This is a genomic window from Bacillus thuringiensis, assembly GCF_001595725.1.
GTDB classification, from domain to species: domain Bacteria; phylum Bacillota; class Bacilli; order Bacillales; family Bacillaceae_G; genus Bacillus_A; species Bacillus_A thuringiensis_K.
In genome coordinates this window covers 4,772,172-4,790,353 of the sequence record NZ_CP014282.1, presented here as the reverse complement: position 1 = coordinate 4,790,353, position 18,182 = coordinate 4,772,172, and the positions used below count along the sequence as shown (strand labels likewise).

Below are 18,182 nucleotides of genomic sequence, written 5' to 3'. Positions count from 1 at the left end.
CGTTAAGGAAATTTTAAGGAACCAACATTACTATAGGTGATGTATACGAAAGTGTACATGCTTTAGAAATATGAAGGAGGAAATTTCCTATGAAGAAGAAAACAGTTGGGTATTTAGCGATTGCAGGTGCTTTATCATTCGGAATCATTGGAGGAGTCGGTATTCCGGCATTCGCGGCAACGAATACTCCAGCAACAGATCAGCCTGCAAAAACGGCGAAAAAGGATTTGGATGACGCTACAAAACAAAAAGTAAAAACAATTATGGACGATACAAAGAAACAGTTAGAGGAACTAGGTGTAAAGCTTCCGGAGAAAGAAAAACGTAAAGACATGTTCGCAGGATTAGATGATCAAACGAAAGAAAAAGCGAAGTCAATTTTAGAGCAAGAGAAATCTGGAAAATTAACGCATGAGCAAGCAAAAGAGGAATTAACAAAGATAGGTGTGAAAATGCCGGAGAAAGGTAAGCATGGAGACATGTTTGCAGGATTAGATGCACAGGCGAAAGCAAAAGTGAAGTCGATTTTAGAGCAAAAGAAATCTGGAAAATTAACGCATGAGCAAGCAAAAGAGGAATTAACAAAGATAGGCGTGAACATGCCGGAGAAGGGTAAGCGTAAAGACATGCTTGCTAACTTAGATGAAGCAACAAAGAAAAAAGCAAAGTCTATTTTTGAACAAGAAAAGTCCGGAAAATTAACGCATGAGCAAGCAAAAGAAGAATTAACAAAACTAAGTGTAAAACTTCCAGAGAAAGAGAAGCATGAAGATATCTTTGTGGGATTAGTTGAAGCAACGAAAACAAAAGCAAAAGCGATTTTAGACAATGAAAAGAAACAATTAGAGGAATTAAATGTGGATCTTCCGCATCATAAAGTGAAACTTTAATCAGTGGTGCATTTCCACTGATTATTAGCCCTCACCAATCGGGCTTTTACGGGGCAAGTTTTTTTATGAAAAAAGAAGATAAATAATGGATTTATGTATCTTTCGTGGGGCAACCGGAAGGTACGTGCGAGGACCGATTTCTACTTATAGAAATCGGTCTCTTTTAATGATTCAATAAAATTCTTTTCATTGTTAGTATGTATCCGAAGACGCAGTAGAAGATTGCAAAACCGATAAACACTTCCGTATATTGATATTTACCCAATACGTAGAAGGAACCAGCTGGTATAATAGCTACCGCTAAAATGCTATAACCAGGATACTTGTGCCGATGCATGATAGCGAATAGAACAGAGAGACATGTAGCGATGATACAAAAGACAGCAATCATTATTGATGCACCTCCTAAATGGATTATACCATTTTTAGGGAAATAGAGAAGTTTTGTATCTTCTGTTATAATATAAGAAGAGAATTCTTTCTTATGTTATATAAAAAATATATTGATTTTTTATAACAATTCAATATAATGAACAATAACTACAAAATTCGACATCAAGAAGTGATGATGAGGACACGATCAATTTTTTACGATTCTCAGAGAGGGAAGCCTTTGGCTGTGAGCTTCCTAATACGGAAAAATAGATTACCACCTCTGAACTGCAGCAGTGAACGAATATCTAGTAATTGCTTGCCGGCAAAAACCGTTATTTAGACTTGAGAAATTGGTGAAGTGTGTTACTTTACGAATTGAAACAAGGGTGGAACCACGAATACAACACTCGTCCCTTTTTTAGGGAGGAGTGTTTTTTTATTTCATTTTTGCATCACACTAGGATTGGAAGGAGGATACGCAGCATGCATCATGATGAGAAGAACAAAATTGGTTTAACAGTAGCACTTTCTATCGTAGTAGGAACGATTATTGGATCTGGTGTGTTCATGAAGCCAGGGAGCGTATTAGATTACTCGGGAAGTTCTAATATGGCCATTCTTGCTTGGGTAATTGGTGGTCTATTGACGCTAGCGAGTGGTTTAACAGTAGCTGAAATTGGAGCGCAAATCCCGAAAAATGGTGGTTTGTATACGTATTTAGAGGAGATTTACGGAAGTTTTTGGGGATATTTATCAGGTTGGATGCAAACAATTGTTTATGGACCTGCTATTATCGGAACATTAGGCTTATACTTTAGTTCTTTAATGATTAATTTTTTCTATTTAGATAAAGCATGGAATTTACCAATCGCAATTGGAACGGTTGTGTTCCTTGGCGTTGTAAATAGTATGGGAACAAAATACGGAGGTATCGTTCAAACAATCACGACAATTGGGAAGATGATTCCGATTGTGTTAATTGTTGTGCTAGGTTTTTGGAAAGGGAATAGCGATATCTTTAACGTAGTTGTGCCGATATCGGAAAATCAAAGTATCGGTATGGCAATTTTAGCAACGTTATTTGCTTATGACGGCTGGATTTTACTTGCTTCAATTGGCGGGGAAATGAAGAATCCAACAAAGTTATTACCGAAAGCAATGACAGTTGGGATTTTAATTGTAACAGCTGCATACGTATTAATTAACTTGGCGTTATTAAATGTATTACCAGCAGCGAAAATTGTAGACCTTGGAGAAAATGCAACAGCGACAGCTGCCGGCATGCTACTTGGAGAATATGGCGGGAAAATTATTAGTATCGGTATTATCGTTTCTATTTTCGGTTGTTTAAATGGAAAGATTTTAACGTTCCCACGTATCCCGATGTCGATGGCAGAACGTGGACAACTTCCATTTGCTAAGTTTATTGCAAAGGAAAGTCCAAGATTTAAAACACCAGCAAATGCGATTACTGTTGAAATCATTTTAGGAATTATTTTAATGATTATTAGTGATCCAAATAAGCTATCTGAGATTTCCGTATTCATTATTTATATTTTCTATGTGATGACGTTTATTGGTGTCTTCATTTTAAGAAAACGTAATAAGAATAAAGAGCGTGCATATAGTGTACCGTTATTCCCAATCGTACCAATTGTTGCGATTTTAGGTTCACTTTTTGTAATCGGTAGTGCGATTATTAACGATCCAGTAAGTTGTTTTTTATCAATTGGAATTGTATTTACGGGACTTCCGGTGTATTGGTACTTGAATAAGAAGAAAGAAACAGAATGATGGAAGGGTAGGCGTATAATACGCCTACCTTTTTTACTGCAAAAAAATTATACTTGCGTCCACTTTCTATTTTGGTTACTATAGTCGTAGTAACCAAAATAGAAAGCGTGGGGAAAGACTTGAATTTTCGTGTTTATATTTTAGCTATCGCGGCTTTCGTAGTCGGAACGGTTGAGTTAATTATAGGAGGAACGCTCGATTTAGTTGCCAATGATTTAGGAGTATCTATTAGCGCAGCTGGTCAGCTTATCACAATATTTTCGGTAGTATTTGCTTTGTCAGGTCCAGTTTTATTAGCTGTGACAGGGAAGTTTGAAAGAAAAACATTGTATGTTGGAGCATTATCGATTTTCTTAATCGGAAATATCATTTCGGCATTTAGTGTAAATTACGGAATGTTAATGTTCTCAAGGGTTATTTGTGCGGCAAGTGGTTCATTAATTATTGCACTATCGGTAACACTTGCTTCTAGTGTAGTGGAACCGCATTTTCGTGCGCGTGCAATTGGAATCATTTTTATGGGGATTAGCGGATCACTCGTACTTGGAGTACCGCTCGGTCTTGTGCTCGGAAATGCATACGGATGGCGTGCGCCATTTGTATTAATTTCGATATTAACAGTTATGGCTATTGCTTGTATTTCATTGTTCTTAACGAAAGTACCACCGACATCGGTATTATCAATAAAAGAACAACTTGCTACTTTAAAAGATAAAAAAATTGTAAGTGCACAGTTAACATCCTTTTTATTTTTAACGGGTCATTTAACACTATATGCATATTTAACGCCTTTCTTAAAGGATGTCATGCATGTTGAAGCAAACTGGATTAGTGTGTTTTACTTCATTTTCGGAATCGCAGCAGTAATTGGCGGCGGATTTGGTGGATGGCTTGCTGATAAATGGGGGTCGAAGAAAAGTATTATCTCGATTATTATCGTATTTGCATGTGCAATCTTCATGTTGCCATTAATGACATTCTCATTCCCGCTCTTCATCATTATGATGGGACTTTGGAGTATGCTGAGCTGGGCGATTTCACCAGCACAGCAAAATTATTTAATTGAAATTGCACCGGAATCAGCTGGTATTCAGCAAGGTTTAAATAACTCTGCGCTTCATTTAGGAATTGCACTCGGTTCAACAGTAGGTGGAGTTGTTATTGAAAAATCATCTGTTATATATAACGCTTGGGTAGGCGGTGGCTTTATTATATTAGCACTGCTTTGCGCGATTTTCTCGATTACGAGAGGACGCTCTACTCAGTTTGCGAAAGAAGAATCTATCGTTTGATAGGTTCTTTTTTTATTTGTAAAAAATTGCAGGTTTTAGTAGAGAAATGGAGAAAGGGTGTATAGCGAGGTGAGGTATATGTATACGAATTTTTCAATTATTGGTCTTCTAATTTCGATACTTCCGTTGTTTCTTATTATTCTTGCACTTAGATGGGTTCGTTTCATCTATAAAAATTCAGAGAAACAGGTAGAGCAAAATGAGAAAATCATTGAGCTGTTGATGGAGATAAAGGAACAAAACGAAAAGGAGTCTAAGTGAAAAACTAGACTCCTTTTTATTATTTAATTAGTATCTTAATTTCATTAACAAACTCTTAATTTCCTCATCTTCCATAAAGAGGTCATGGTGTTTCTGGGTAATCTTTGCAAGTGCAACGTCGTGATAGAAAAATTCTGTAAAGAACTTTACGAATGGTTGTGACATTGTTTTCATCGCTTGCCATGACTCTTGTTCTACGCCAGCAAATAAAATTTCACGATCGTCAACGATGAGTAGCAAATAGCGCTCTAATGCATTAGGTTCTTCAGCTGGGATTAGAAAATGCATGTTTTCTAAGTCTGTTTCTACTTCTCCAACAATAAGGGATTCAATTTTAACACCTTGTTTTGCTTTTTGTTCTAGTAAAGGGAGATATTCTAAAAGAGTATCATTCCAAGCTGAAATACGGATTGATTCTTTTGCACTTTCAATGAGTTCTTTACTTTGAACTCGAATAGAAGATTGCATTTTTAAGCTCCACACACGGTCATCTGTAAAAGATTTTTTTGATATATTTGTTTCCAGTTCTTTAATATTTGATTGGAATTCTGTCGTTAATTTTTCAATTGCTAGCTTTAGTGGTAATGCTGTATACAATTTTTTCTTTTCTGAAACAGAATCCATTACCATTCCTTTATCGATTAGGCGTGCTAGCACTTCATATATTTTTGCTTTTGGAACACCTGAATGCTTCACAATTGTTGTAGCATCTAATGGTTCATTGCTTGATACGACAACTTCATAAGCTTGGCTTTCATATTGTGAGAAACCGAATTTTTGTAACATAGTTACCTCCGAACGAATGAGATTATATTTTAAGGATAATGAACTATTTGTTTTTGCACAAGTGGTAGTCCGTTTTCTAATTGTATTAAGGTGAGAATTAATTTCAATTTTTTAATTTTATCCATTATACTTAATATAATGATTAATAAGATTTTAGTTTAATGCGAAGGGGATGCTAGGGGGAAGATGTTAAGAAGTTTACGTTTAAAAATTGCGGTAGTGTTTTCAGTACTTATTTCTATGATGTTCGTAATATTGGGTACAGCTGTGTATCAATTACAGAAAGAAAAGGAAGTGCGTTCCTTAGACGAGTATTCTCAAAATGCGATGGATCTTGTGACAGAGCAACTTACGACATTTGTTCAAAGAACGGATGAAGATATGGGGTATTATGCGAACAGTGAGATGATTCGTAATATGCTTCAAGGTGGGGTTACTCCAGAAGAGGAAGCTTTTTTAACGAAAGAGTTTGCAGAGTATAAAAAGAATCATCCTGGTATTTTAGATTTATATATTGGTACGAAAGATAAAAAAACATTAAGTGCCAATCTTGCTGAAGGTGGGCAAGTGCCAGAAGGATACGATCCAACGACAAGACCATGGTATAAAGATTCAGAGGCTGATGTAAAAAAGGTCCACTGGGGACAACCTTCTTATGAAATTGCAACAGGAAAGTTAAGTGTAGGTGTTTCTAAAGCAATTACAGCTCAAGATGGGTCTGTATTAGGTGTTGTTGCGATGGATGTATCGCTTGGGACGATTCAGAAGTTGCTTCACAATATTCAATACAATAATGACGGAGAAATGTTTATTATAAATGATAAAAATATGGCTCTTGTTTATCCAGAAAAGATAGGGAAAGATGTTTCTAAAGAGCCACTTATAAAGAGCTTAAATAAAGAGGTAACAAAATATGCGGTCACTACAATAAAAGGTGAAGATGTAGTTGTTTATAGTCAATCATTTGATACGATGAAATGGACGATAGGAATCTTTTATCCGAAAGAAACGATCGATGGGCTATTAAATAGTACAAGAAATACAGTTATTATAATGGCATGTATTAGTTTATTAGTTGGAATCGTAGCTTCCTACTTGTTCTCAAGAAGATTAGCAAGACCACTGCAACTATTAAAGAATCACGTGCAAAAAGTAGCAGAAGGCGATTTAACGCTGCGAATGAAAGTGACAAGTAAAGATGAAGTTGGAGAGTTGACTAAGCACTTTAATGATATGGTTGAACAAATGAATGAAATGGTAAGTAAAATTAAAAACAGCGTATCAACGGTGCAACAATCAACGAATAGTTTACATTATTTAACGAACGAAACAGTAGCAGCTAGTAGAGAAGTGTCAGGAGCAATGGATGATGTGAGCGGAGGAGCTTCTACTCTTGCGAATAGTGTGGATGAAGTTTCAGCTCAGCTCGAAAATATGGCGGAGTCAGTGGAACAAATGAACAGCTCTGTTGATGAAATAAAAGGAGTGGCTGGCAAAGCGGAAGAGGCATCTAAGCAAGGATTAAATACAATGAGGAATTTAATCCGTACGAGGGGACAATCATCTTCAATTGTTGTTCATACAGAAGAAGCATCGGGTAAGTTAGAACAAAGAGTTGGATCTATTCAAAATGTGGTTGAGCTTATAAAAGGTATTTCGGATCAAACAAATTTACTTGCTTTAAATGCTTCGATTGAAGCTGCCCGTGCAGGTGAGCAAGGTAAGGGATTTGCGGTTGTTGCTGAGGAGGTTCGTAAATTAGCGGAACAATCAAAAGAGGCAACTGGAGAAATCACAACGATGATTGGTGATGTGCAAGTAGAAGTAAAAAGAGTTGTAGAAGTTGTAAGTAAATTGAAAGATATTGCAGATGTGCAAAATAAAGTGACGACAGAGGCGGAAATAGAGTTCCGGACAATTATGTCAGTTGTAAATACGATTAGTACTTCAGTTGAAAAAATTGTAGCAGAGGTACATAACATAGGTTACGAGCAAGGGGAAATTACAGCGGTAATGCATACAATTGCTGGTACGAGTCAAGAAAGTGCAGCTGTTTCTGAAGAGGTACATGCTGCAACGGAATCACAGGTGAATCATTTAGAAAAGGTAGCTCACACGATGGAAAGTTTGACAGAACATATGAGAGATTTAGAAAGATTAGTCGAGCAGTTTAAAGTGGAAGAGTAACATATTAGTAAAATGAAGAGGATTTCGGTAAAATAGACAATGGATATATAAGAAACGATTATAGGAGGAAGACTACTATGGCAATTGTTGATGTATCGATTATTCCAGTAGGAACAGGTAATCCAAGTGTTAGTGAATATGTAGCAGAAGTACAAAAGGTGCTAGAGAAAAATGCGGATCGTGTGAAGTATCAATTAACACCGATGAATACAATTATTGAAGGAGATCTTCCTGTCATTCTAGAAGTAATTCAACAAATGCATGAAGTTCCATATACGAAAGGTGCACAGCGTGTTGCAACAACTATTCGTATTGATGATCGTCGTGATAAAGTAAGCACAATGGAGAAAAAATTAAACTCTGTTCGATCAAAATTATAAGAAAAAGCAGCGATCTTCGCTGCTTTTTTCATATAGGAGGTAAATAAGATGAGTGAAAAGTTTAATGAACAATTTGACGGGTTGTTAGAGAAATACACGGAACTATTACTTGGAGAGAGCAATGAAGAGAGAAAAGAGCAGGTGCAGAAGTGGGCGCTTTATTCTTACATAGCGAAGACAATGCCAGCTTTAGTAAAGCATTGGAATGAGACATATCCAGATGCGAAAGAAGAGATGGTGCAGTTAATTACAGATATTAAAAGGCTGAATGAAGAGAAGGAAATGAGCAATAAAAAAACTTGAGGGAAATATAATCGTAAGTTTTCTGTATTAATATCCTTATATAATTTACATGGAATATAAAGGATTTTATAGGCATGTCGAATATTTTCGGTATGCCTATTTTTGCCCTAGTAAACCCATTTTTTCTAAATGTCGAAAAATATTCCCTTCATATTTGTATGCGAGAATATAGGTTTTTAAATGTTTTTATAGTATTTTATAAATTATCTAAATAATTATTTGTATCCAATAATTTTAAACAATGATATAATTTTGAAGAGGGGTAAAAAACAGATAAATTACAGTCATAGGGGTGAATTACATGGAACAATTAATGCGAAATTCGTTTCTTTTCTTATCTAAAAATAAAGCGCTAACAAAACTGGCTAAAAAGTACGGTTTACGCTTTGGTGCAGGTCGCTTTGTCGCAGGGGAGACAATTGAATTAGCGACAGCAGCTATTAAACAATTGAACAAGCAAGGACTTTGTGTAACAATCGATTATTTAGGGGAATTCGTTGATAATGAAGCAGAAGCAAATGAAATGGCTAACCAATCGATTGAAGCGATCCGTGCAATTGGAAGAGAAGGTCTTGATTCGCAACTTTCTTTAAAGATGACTTCTATGGGATTAGATATCTCTGATGAAATCGTAATGAACAATATGCGCCGTATTTTAGAAGCTGCAAAAGAAAATGGGGTGTTCGTTACAATTGATATGGAAGATTATACACGCTGTGGTAAAACAATTGATATCTTTAAACAATTAAAATCTGAATACGATAATATTGGTACTGTTATTCAAGCTTACCTATATCGTACAGAAAAAGATATGGAAGAATTAAATGCGTATAATCCTAATTTACGTCTTGTAAAAGGTGCTTATAAAGAACCTGAAGAGGTAGCATTCCCGGATAAGAAAGATGTAGATGACAATTATAAAAAGATTATTAAAATGCACTTATTAAATGGAAATTATACTGCGATTGCTTCACATGATGAAGCGATTATTGAATATACAAAAAAACTTGCTGAAGAACACAACATTCCAAGGGATCAATTTGAATTCCAAATGTTATATGGTATTCGTAATGAGCGTCAACTTGAGCTAGTAAAAGAAGGTTACAAAATGCGTGTTTACGTACCTTATGGAAACGACTGGTATGGCTACTTCATGCGTCGTCTAGCAGAGCGTCCAGCAAACGTTGCGTTCGTATTAAAAGGTATGGTTAAAAAATAACCAAGGAGAAAATACTCCTTGGTTATTTTAATTGCTGAAATGCATAATGTGCCATTTTCTTCGTATCAGGATATAGTTGCGCCCGAGTAGAAGATAATACGACGTTAATGACGCGTTTACCATCTTTTTCATCGACTGTTACGACTGTATATTTGCCAAGTGCTGATAGACCGCTTTTACTTCCAATCGCATATGGATCGTCATATAGTTCTTCTCGTCCATAGTTTGCGATGTTTGGAGAGCGTTCTGAAGTATGTAGAGTTGTACGTGTTGAATTCATATATTCTAAAACAACTGGATACTTTAATGCTTCTTTCGTAATCATAGCAATGTCATATGGTGATACTTTATTTCCAATCGCATCAGCACCACTTGCGTTCTTGAAAGTCGCATGCTTTGTACCAAGTTCCTTCGCTCTAGCATTCATCATTTTCACAAATTCATTTTTTGATCCTGCGATATGTTCTGCAATTGATTCAGCTATTGGATCTGCACTAATGATAAGCATAAGTTTTAATGCCTCATCACGTTTTAATTTTTCTCCAGCACGAAGTTTAATTTTCTTACTTTGACTTTCTGTTTTAATTGCATTTTCTGTAACTGTAATTTCTTCATCTTCTTTTACATTCTCTAGTAAAAGAAGGGTTGTCATCATTTTGGCTATACTAGCCGGATAAGAGCGTTCGTCTTCACGTTTCCCATACAAAATTTCACCTGTGTCTGCATCGATTGTAATGGCGTATTGCCCAGTAATGTTAGGTTGATTAACTCTTACAGCTTGTTGCCTTTGTGCATAAGAGAAGAAAATCATCCCTGTAAATAGTGTAGCAATCATTACAATCATAACTATTGTTCGTTTCATCATCGGTCCCTCTTTTGTTTTCCATATGTACAAATAAATTGGGCAGAAAAAGCAGCCATTAATCATTATGCCACGTTCTCTGCCCAAAAATATAGCGTTATTTTTCGCCCATATTATGCTTCTTATATTGTTGGTTGTTACCTTGGCGTCCTTTTTCAACACCGTGATTATGCGGACCTGCGTTTCCAGTTACACTAGCTGCACTAATTCCAGCCTTTGAAGGGTTCTTCTTAAGTTTTGCCATATATATTCCTCCAGTTTCGTCAGATTATAAAAAGGAAAAGTGCATTTAAACAAAGAAAATACACATGTATAGCATAACCAAATGAAAGAAAAATATTTATTTCAGAAAATTTTATCAATAAATATATTGCGAAAATTTAAACAGTATCATATATTTATTAGTAGAGGCTCACTCATTGATTGCGACTTATGTCGAAAAATTGAATGAGCATTCATTCAAGAATAGGGGGAGAATTGGATGTTCCAAATTAAAAAGGCTGCTGTTCTAGGTTCAGGCGTAATGGGTTCGGGAATTGCGGCACACTTAGCTAATATTGGTATTCCGACATTATTGCTTGATATTGTACCACCTGCGCTTACGAAAGAAGAAGAAGCGAAGGGACTTACATTAGAACATAAAAGTGTGAGAAATCGTTTTAGTAATACGGCTGTGCAAAAATTATTAAAGCAAAAACCAGCTCCTCTGACAGTGAAAGGAAATCTAGCACTGATTGAAGCAGGTAACTTAGAAGATGATCTTGAGCGTCTAGCTGATGTAGATTGGATTATTGAAGTAGTAGTTGAAAACTTAGAGATTAAAAAGAAATTATTTGAAAAAGTAGACGCTGTTCGTAAACCGGGTTCTATTGTCAGCTCGAATACGTCAGGCATCTCAGTTGAAAAAATGGCAGAAGGTCGTTCAGACGACTTCCAGAAACACTTCTTAGGCACACACTTTTTTAACCCACCACGATATTTAAAACTTCTAGAGGTAATACCGACGAAAGAAACAGATCCACAAGTATTAAGCTTCATGAAACTATTTGGCGAAGACGTTCTTGGAAAAGGCGTTGTTATCGCAAAAGACACACCAAACTTTATTGGAAACCGCATCGGTACGTACGGTTTACTTGTTACTCTTCAAGAGATGGTAAAACGCGGCTATAGTATTGGGGAAGTTGATTCTGTAACAGGCCCACTTATTGGTCGTCCGAAGAGCGCAACGTTCCGCACATTAGATGTTGTCGGCTTAGATACATTCGTACACGTTGCAAATAACGTATATGAAAATGTGCAAGAAGAAGAGCGTGATGTATTTAAAGTACCAGCTTTCATGCATGAAATGCTTGAGAAAAAATGGCTTGGAAGTAAAACGGGTCAAGGCTTCTTCTTAAAACAAGGGAAAGAAATTTTAGAGTTAAACCCTAAAACGATGGAATACGAAGCGCGTAAAAAATTAAAAGCTGCATCCGTAGAGTTAAGTAAACAAGAAAAAGGATTAGCGAATAAATTGAAAGCGCTTGTATACGCGAAAGATCGTGCAGGAGAGTTGTTATGGAACATCATTACACCAACTCTTTTATACTCTGCAAAACTTCATAAAGAAATTGCTGACGATATCGTTGCAATTGACCAAGCGATGAAGTGGGGCTTCGGCTGGGAGCAAGGACCATTTGAAGTGTGGGATGCAATCGGTGTTGAAAAATCTGTTCAAAAGATGGAAGAAAACGGCGTAGTTGTTCCTACTTGGGTGAAAGAAATGTTAGAGAAAGGTTTCACTACTTTCTATAAACATGATAACGGCGATAGCTACTATTACGATAATGGCGAATATAAGCTAATCGAGCGTAATAAAAAAGCAATTTCTCTTAAGCAATTAAAAGCGAAAAATGGTGTATTAAAGAAAAATAGCGGAGCGAGCTTAATTGATTTAGGCGACGGCATCCTTTGCTTAGAATTCCATTCGAAGAGCAATGCAATCGGTATGGATATTACGCAAATGATTAACTATGCTGTTGATGAAGTAGAAAAAAATTATAAAGGTCTTGTTATCGGTAACCAATCGAAGAACTTCTGCGTTGGTGCGAACTTAGCGATGATCTTAATGGAAGCACAAGACGACAATTACTTTGAAATTGAGTTGGTTGTGAAAAACTTCCAAGATGCAATGACGAAAATTAAGTACTCTTCTAAGCCAGTTGTAGCAGCACCATATGGTATGACGCTTGGCGGAGGTACAGAAGTTTGCTTACCAGCAGCTAGCATTCAAGCTTCTAGTGAAACGTATATGGGCTTAGTAGAAGTTGGTGTTGGCTTAATTCCTGGCGGAGGCGGTAATAAAGAGCTATACATTAAACACTTAAATAAAATGCCAAATGGTGTAGAGTTTGACCTGCAAAAAGTTGCGAATAAAGTGTTCGAATCTGTAGCGATGGCGAAAGTTTCTACATCAGCCCAAGAAGCTGTATCGAACAACTTCTTAGGCGATAAAGACGGTATTAGTGTGAATGGTGATCACTTACTATATGATGCGAAACAGAAAGCACTTGCTTTATATGAAGCTGGTTATAAAGCACCGATTCGTAAAAAGATACCAGTTGTTGGTGAAACAGGATATGCAACTCTTGTACTTGGTGCAGAAGCAATGCATTTATCAGGTTACATTTCTGAACATGATCTTCACATTGCGAAGAAACTTGCATATGTCATTGCGGGTGGAAAAGTGCCGTACGGAACAGAAGTTGATGAGCAATATTTATTAGATGTAGAACGTGAAGCATTTATTAGCTTAGTAAGTGAGATGAAATCACAAGCAAGAATGCAGCACATGCTTGTAAAAGGAAAGCCATTACGTAACTAATAACGAGGGGAGATATCGTTCATGAGAGAAGCTGTCATTGTTGCGGGAGCAAGAACACCAATTGGAAAAGCAAAGAGGGGTTCATTAAAAACAGTTCGTCCTGACGATCTAGGGGCGTTAGTAGTAAAGGAAACGTTAAAGCGTGCGAATTATGAAGGACCAATTGACGATTTAATTTTCGGCTGTGCGATGCCAGAAGCAGAGCAAGGTTTAAATATGGCTCGTAATATCGGTGGATTAGCAGGACTTTCTTACGATGTTCCAGCTATTACGATTAACCGTTACTGTTCTTCAGGTTTACAAAGTATCGCTTACGGAGCAGAGCGTATTATGCTTGGTCACTCTGAAGCTGTATTATCAGGTGGAGCGGAATCAATGAGTTTAGTTCCAATGATGGGACACGTTGTTCGTCCGAATAGTCGCCTTGTAGAAGCAGCTCCAGAATATTATATGGGTATGGGACATACAGCAGAGCAAGTTGCTGTGAAATATGGAATTTCTCGTGAAGAGCAAGATGCATTCGCAGTAAGAAGTCATCAACGTGCTGCCAAAGCATTAGCGGCAGGGAACTTTGCTGATGAAACAGTATCTGTAGATGTAACGTTACGTACTGTTGGAGCAAACAACAAATTACAAGAAGAAACAATCACTTTCGCACAAGACGAAGGTGTAAGAGCAGAAACGACATTAGACATCTTAGGTAAATTACGTCCAGCATTTAACGTTCGCGGTTCTGTAACAGCTGGTAACTCTTCACAAATGAGTGATGGTGCAGCATCTGTATTATTGATGGATCGTGAAAAAGCAGTAAGTGATGGTATGAAGCCACTTGCGAAATTCCGTTCATTTGCAGTAGCTGGCGTACCACCAGAAGTAATGGGAATCGGTCCAATCGCTGCAATTCCGAAAGCGTTAAAACTAGCTGGTTTAGAGCTATCTGATATCGGCCTATTCGAACTAAATGAAGCATTCGCTTCACAATCAATCCAAGTTATTCGTGAACTTGGTTTAGATGAAGAAAAAGTAAACGTAAACGGTGGTGCAATCGCACTTGGACATCCACTTGGCTGTACAGGAGCAAAACTAACACTATCTCTTATTCACGAAATGAAACGCCGCAACGAACAATTCGGTATCGTAACAATGTGTATCGGTGGCGGAATGGGAGCAGCGGGAGTATTTGAATTACTATAAAAAAAGTGGAAGCGGCTTGCTCAGAATGTGAGGGGGATGGAGCTTCAGACGAAGAGGCGCTCTTTGCCTCGTAGGAAGAAGCGAAGCCACCGAACATTCTAGCCACTGGAACTGGACTATAAAAAAGTGAAAGTGGCTTGCTCAGAATGTGAGGGGGATGGAGCTTCAGACGAAGAGGCGCTCTTTGCCTCGTAGGAAGAAGCGAAGCCACCGAACATTCTAGCCACTGGAACTGGACTATAAAAAAAGTGGAAGCGGCTTGCTCAGAACAGGGGGCGTTGGAAGCCCTGACGAAGAGGCGCTTTTTGCCTCACAGGAAGGGGTGAAACGACCGACTGTTTTAGCCACTGGAACTGGATTATAAAAAAAGAATGGAAGCAACGAAGGTTTATAAAAAATAAAATTGAGAGCCAGCTTCTTTCTTTTTTGAAAGAAGCTGCTCATGAAAATATGAAGGAGGAAATTTTCATGGAAAAAACAGTAGGAAATGCGGTTAAAGGCGGTAGCTTTTTAGTAGATGAGATTACGATTGATCAAGTGTTTACGCCAGAAGATTTTTCATCTGAGCATAAAATGATTGCAAAAACGACAGAGGACTTTATCGTAAATGAAGTTCTTCCAGAGCTTGAATATTTAGAGCAACATGAGTTTGATCGTTCTGTTCGTCTGTTAAAAGAAGCTGGAGAACTTGGTTTATTAGGTGCTGATGTACCAGAAGAGTACGGAGGAATTGGCCTTGATAAAGTAAGCTCAGCGTTAATCGCAGAGAAATTCTCTCGCGCAGGTGGCTTTGCAATTACTCACGGTGCTCACGTAGGTATCGGATCGTTACCAATCGTATTATTCGGTAACGAAGAGCAAAAGAAAAAGTATTTACCATTACTTGCAACTGGTGAGAAATTAGCTGCATACGCATTAACAGAGCCAGGTTCAGGATCTGACGCATTAGGTGCAAAAACAACTGCACGTTTAAATGCAGAAGGTACACATTATGTATTAAATGGTGAAAAACAATGGATTACAAACTCTGCATTCGCTGACGTATTTATCGTGTATGCAAAAATTGATGGAGAGCACTTCTCAGCATTTATCGTAGAGAAAGAATATGCTGGCGTATCTACAAGCCCAGAAGAAAAGAAAATGGGTATTAAATGTTCTTCAACTCGTACGTTAATTTTAGAAGATGCATTAGTACCGAAAGAAAACCTACTTGGTGAAATCGGTAAAGGTCATATTATCGCATTCAACATTTTAAATATCGGCCGTTATAAATTAGGTGTTGGTACAGTTGGATCTGCGAAACGTGCAGTAGAAATTTCAGCACAATATGCAAACCAACGTCAACAGTTCAAGCAACCAATCGCTCGCTTCCCATTAATTCAAGAGAAACTTGCGAATATGGCAGCAAAAACATATGCAGCTGAAAGTTCTGTATATCGTACAGTAGGTTTATTCGAAAGCCGCATGAGCACATTATCTGAAGAAGAAGTAAAAGACGGTAAAGCAGTAGCAGCTTCTATCGCTGAATATGCAATCGAGTGCTCTTTAAATAAAGTATTCGGTTCTGAAGTACTAGATTATACAGTAGATGAAGGTGTTCAAATTCACGGTGGTTACGGATTTATGGCAGAGTACGAGATTGAAAGAATGTACCGCGATTCTCGTATTAACCGTATTTTCGAAGGAACGAATGAAATTAACCGCCTAATCGTACCAGGTACGTTCTTACGTAAAGCGATGAAAGGTGAATTACCACTTCTTCAAAAAGCACAAAAATTACAAGAAGAGTTAATGATGATGATGCCAGAAGAAGTAGGCGATGAGCCATTAGCACTTCAAAAGTATTTAGTAAGTAACGCGAAGAAAATCGGCTTAATGGTAGCTGGATTAGCAGCTCAAAAATACGGTAAAGCATTAGATAAAGAGCAAGAAATTCTTGTGAATATCGCTGACATCGTAAGTAACCTATATGCAATGGAATCAGCTGTTCTTCGTACAGAAAAAGCAATTAAAACAACTGGTCTTGAAAAGAATAAACAAAAAGTGTTATACACTGAAGTATTCTGCCAAGAAGCATTCAACGAAATTGAAGCAGATGCGAAAGAAACACTTATCGCAGTTGAAAACGGCGACATGCTGCGCATGATGTTATCATCATTACGTAAATTAACTCGCCACACACCACTTAACGTAATTCCGAAGAAACGTGAAATTGCTGCGAAAATTTTAGAAGATGAGCGTTATACAGTTTAATAGATGAAAGAGAACCAGTAGCCGATTGGCTACTGGTTTTTTATTGCTGAATTCTTGAATAAAGCTGTTTTACATATGTATGTGTAAACAGCTCTTTTTTATGGAGGTAAAGAAGATGAAGGTAATAAGTGTAGGAACAGTTCATCAAATCGCATTTTTACCGCGTCTATTTCCAATTAACTGTTACTTCGTTGAAGAAGAGACAGGATTAACTTTAATTGATGCGGCTTTACCGTTTTGTGCAAAGAAGATTTTACAATCAGCTCGGAAAATAGGAAAACCGATTACGAAAATCGTTATTACACATGCGCATGATGACCATGTAGGAGCGCTTGATGTTATAAAACAAGTGCTGCCGGATGTTCCGGTCTATATTTCAAAAAGAGATGCATGTTTACTTGAAGGAGATAAGGTACTGCAAGAGGGAGAACGAAATACACCAATAAAAGTGGGAGTGTCAAAACAGATAAATACGATTCCAGATATTCTTCTTCAAGAGGGAGATAAAGTTGGTTCTCTTGTAGCGATTGGAGCTCCAGGTCATACACCGGGATCAATGGCGTTTTTAGACACAAGAAATGATGCACTCATTGTTGGAGATGCATTTCAAACGAGAGGAGGATTAGCGGTAGCAGGACAGTTGAAGTGGCTTTTCCCGTTTCCTATGTTTGGTACGTGGGATGCAGAAGTTTCATTAGCAAGCGCGCAGAAATTGCTGGAGTATAAGCCGTCTTTATTGGCGACAGGACATGGGAAAGTGATTGAAAATCCGTTAATACAAATGCAACGGGCGATTGAAGAAGCGGAAAGGAATTTAAGTAGAAAGAGCCTCTAATCGTTTAGAGGCTCTTTTTAGTTAAATGATTATTTAGCAGACTTTTTAATGAATACGATTTGAAAAAAACAGAATACTAAAGAAGAATGAAAGAAGAAAGGTAGGAGTATTCCATGCAAAATTTAACAGAGCTTGAAGTAGAAAATTTACGTCATTTAATCGGTGGACATGCAACAATTATTAACAAGTTGGAGCAGTATGCACAGACGTGTACAGATCCACAACTGAAACAAATGCTACAAAAGGATGCACAAGATGCACGAAATACGAAGCAACAATTAATGACTTTTTTAGGATAGGAGGAAGCGGAACATGAATGAAAAAGATATGGTAAATGATTATTTAGCAGGATTAAATGCAAGTTTAACAAGTTATGCAAATTATATTGCTCAGTCTGATAATGAGCAGTTACATCAAACGTTAATTCAAATTCGTAATCAAGACGAGGCGCGCCAACGTAATATGTATGAGTATGCAAAGCAAAAGAGTTATTACAAACCGGCAGCACCTGCCAATCCGATGATTGTGCAGCAATTGAAAAGTCAGTTAAGTGCAGAATAATAGGATGAAAAAACGAGCGAAAATGGATTCGCTCGTTTTCTTTTTGTATATGTCAATGAATACATAATGAATATTTTTCCAGTTGTAACAAATATGACGAAAATGGAATATAACAATTCACAAAAAG

At 37.3% G+C, this 18,182-nt stretch carries 18 protein-coding genes and 1 other annotated feature; of the genes, 14 read left to right on the top strand and 4 right to left on the bottom strand.

Annotation, left to right across the window (positions count from 1 at the left end):
• Positions 1-89 precede the first annotated feature (89 nt).
• Positions 90-890 carry a hypothetical protein gene (locus AXW78_RS24205; protein ID WP_061884724.1) on the top strand — a complete coding sequence of 267 codons (801 nt, stop codon included), beginning with the start codon at positions 90-92 and terminating at the stop codon, positions 888-890.
• A 163-nt stretch (positions 891-1,053) separates the two neighbouring features.
• Here the strand turns inward: AXW78_RS24205 and AXW78_RS24200 are convergent, their stop codons facing one another.
• Entirely contained in the window at positions 1,054-1,281 is a 228-nt protein-coding gene (locus AXW78_RS24200) for a hypothetical protein (protein WP_000562230.1), read from the bottom strand.
• A gap of 165 nt (positions 1,282-1,446) precedes the next feature.
• Positions 1,447-1,683, top strand: a binding site (T-box leader).
• Between the two features lie 65 nt (positions 1,684-1,748).
• On the opposite strand from AXW78_RS24200, the gene AXW78_RS24195 reads away from it, so the two are divergent.
• The 3 genes from AXW78_RS24195 (at position 1,749) to AXW78_RS24185 (ending at position 4,612) form a co-directional block, all read left to right on the top strand.
• On the top strand, positions 1,749-3,059 hold the full coding sequence (locus AXW78_RS24195) for an APC family permease (RefSeq protein ID WP_000546304.1): 1,311 nt from the start codon (positions 1,749-1,751) through the stop codon (positions 3,057-3,059).
• A gap of 107 nt (positions 3,060-3,166) precedes the next feature.
• Positions 3,167-4,351 (top strand): MFS transporter, encoded by a 1,185-nt coding sequence (locus AXW78_RS24190; protein ID WP_116777671.1) that lies wholly within the window; start codon positions 3,167-3,169, stop codon positions 4,349-4,351.
• Between the two features lie 78 nt (positions 4,352-4,429).
• Positions 4,430-4,612 (top strand): hypothetical protein, encoded by a 183-nt coding sequence (locus AXW78_RS24185; RefSeq protein ID WP_000288469.1) that lies wholly within the window; start codon positions 4,430-4,432, stop codon positions 4,610-4,612.
• 27 nt (positions 4,613-4,639) lie between these two features.
• Here AXW78_RS24185 and AXW78_RS24180 read toward each other — a convergent pair whose 3' ends face one another.
• On the bottom strand, positions 4,640-5,398 hold the full coding sequence (locus tag AXW78_RS24180) for a TrmB family transcriptional regulator (protein ID WP_061884722.1): 759 nt from the start codon (positions 5,396-5,398) through the stop codon (positions 4,640-4,642).
• A 186-nt stretch (positions 5,399-5,584) separates the two neighbouring features.
• Between AXW78_RS24180 and AXW78_RS24175 the strand changes: the two genes are divergently transcribed.
• The 4 genes from AXW78_RS24175 to AXW78_RS24160 all read left to right on the top strand — a co-directional run bounded on the left by AXW78_RS24175 (position 5,585) and on the right by AXW78_RS24160 (position 9,487).
• Positions 5,585-7,585: a methyl-accepting chemotaxis protein gene (locus AXW78_RS24175; protein ID WP_000946366.1), complete on the top strand. Its 2,001-nt coding sequence runs from the start codon at positions 5,585-5,587 to the stop codon at positions 7,583-7,585.
• Positions 7,586-7,662: 77 nt separating this feature from the next.
• Complete coding sequence (locus tag AXW78_RS24170; RefSeq protein WP_001018860.1) at positions 7,663-7,965, top strand: MTH1187 family thiamine-binding protein; 303 nt, start codon at positions 7,663-7,665, stop codon at positions 7,963-7,965.
• Positions 7,966-8,013: 48 nt separating this feature from the next.
• Entirely contained in the window at positions 8,014-8,268 is a 255-nt protein-coding gene (locus tag AXW78_RS24165; protein WP_061884721.1) for a YusU family protein, read from the top strand.
• A gap of 301 nt (positions 8,269-8,569) precedes the next feature.
• Complete coding sequence (locus AXW78_RS24160) at positions 8,570-9,487, top strand: proline dehydrogenase family protein (protein ID WP_000436776.1); 918 nt, start codon at positions 8,570-8,572, stop codon at positions 9,485-9,487.
• Between the two features lie 22 nt (positions 9,488-9,509).
• Here AXW78_RS24160 and AXW78_RS24155 read toward each other — a convergent pair whose 3' ends face one another.
• Entirely contained in the window at positions 9,510-10,349 is an 840-nt protein-coding gene (locus AXW78_RS24155; protein ID WP_000831481.1) for a D-alanyl-D-alanine carboxypeptidase family protein, read from the bottom strand.
• Between the two features lie 97 nt (positions 10,350-10,446).
• A complete protein-coding gene (locus AXW78_RS24150) occupies positions 10,447-10,593 on the bottom strand; it encodes a YuzL family protein (protein ID WP_001096344.1) in 147 nt (48 codons plus the stop codon).
• 237 nt (positions 10,594-10,830) lie between these two features.
• Between AXW78_RS24150 and AXW78_RS24145 the strand changes: the two genes are divergently transcribed.
• From AXW78_RS24145 to AXW78_RS24120, 6 genes are all read left to right on the top strand, one after another.
• On the top strand, positions 10,831-13,212 hold the full coding sequence (locus tag AXW78_RS24145) for a 3-hydroxyacyl-CoA dehydrogenase/enoyl-CoA hydratase family protein (RefSeq protein WP_000486395.1): 2,382 nt from the start codon (positions 10,831-10,833) through the stop codon (positions 13,210-13,212).
• Positions 13,213-13,233: 21 nt separating this feature from the next.
• The gene (locus AXW78_RS24140; protein ID WP_001206335.1) at positions 13,234-14,406 is read left to right on the top strand and encodes an acetyl-CoA C-acetyltransferase; all 1,173 of its coding nucleotides are present in this window, start codon (positions 13,234-13,236) and stop codon (positions 14,404-14,406) included.
• Between the two features lie 450 nt (positions 14,407-14,856).
• Positions 14,857-16,659: an acyl-CoA dehydrogenase FadE gene (locus AXW78_RS24135; RefSeq protein ID WP_116777410.1), complete on the top strand. Its 1,803-nt coding sequence runs from the start codon at positions 14,857-14,859 to the stop codon at positions 16,657-16,659.
• A 115-nt stretch (positions 16,660-16,774) separates the two neighbouring features.
• A complete protein-coding gene (locus AXW78_RS24130) occupies positions 16,775-17,494 on the top strand; it encodes an MBL fold metallo-hydrolase (RefSeq protein WP_046946679.1) in 720 nt (239 codons plus the stop codon).
• A 113-nt stretch (positions 17,495-17,607) separates the two neighbouring features.
• Complete coding sequence (locus tag AXW78_RS24125; RefSeq protein ID WP_001180555.1) at positions 17,608-17,793, top strand: hypothetical protein; 186 nt, start codon at positions 17,608-17,610, stop codon at positions 17,791-17,793.
• Between the two features lie 13 nt (positions 17,794-17,806).
• Complete coding sequence (locus AXW78_RS24120) at positions 17,807-18,055, top strand: spore coat protein (RefSeq protein WP_001002981.1); 249 nt, start codon at positions 17,807-17,809, stop codon at positions 18,053-18,055.
• Positions 18,056-18,182 lie beyond the last annotated feature (127 nt).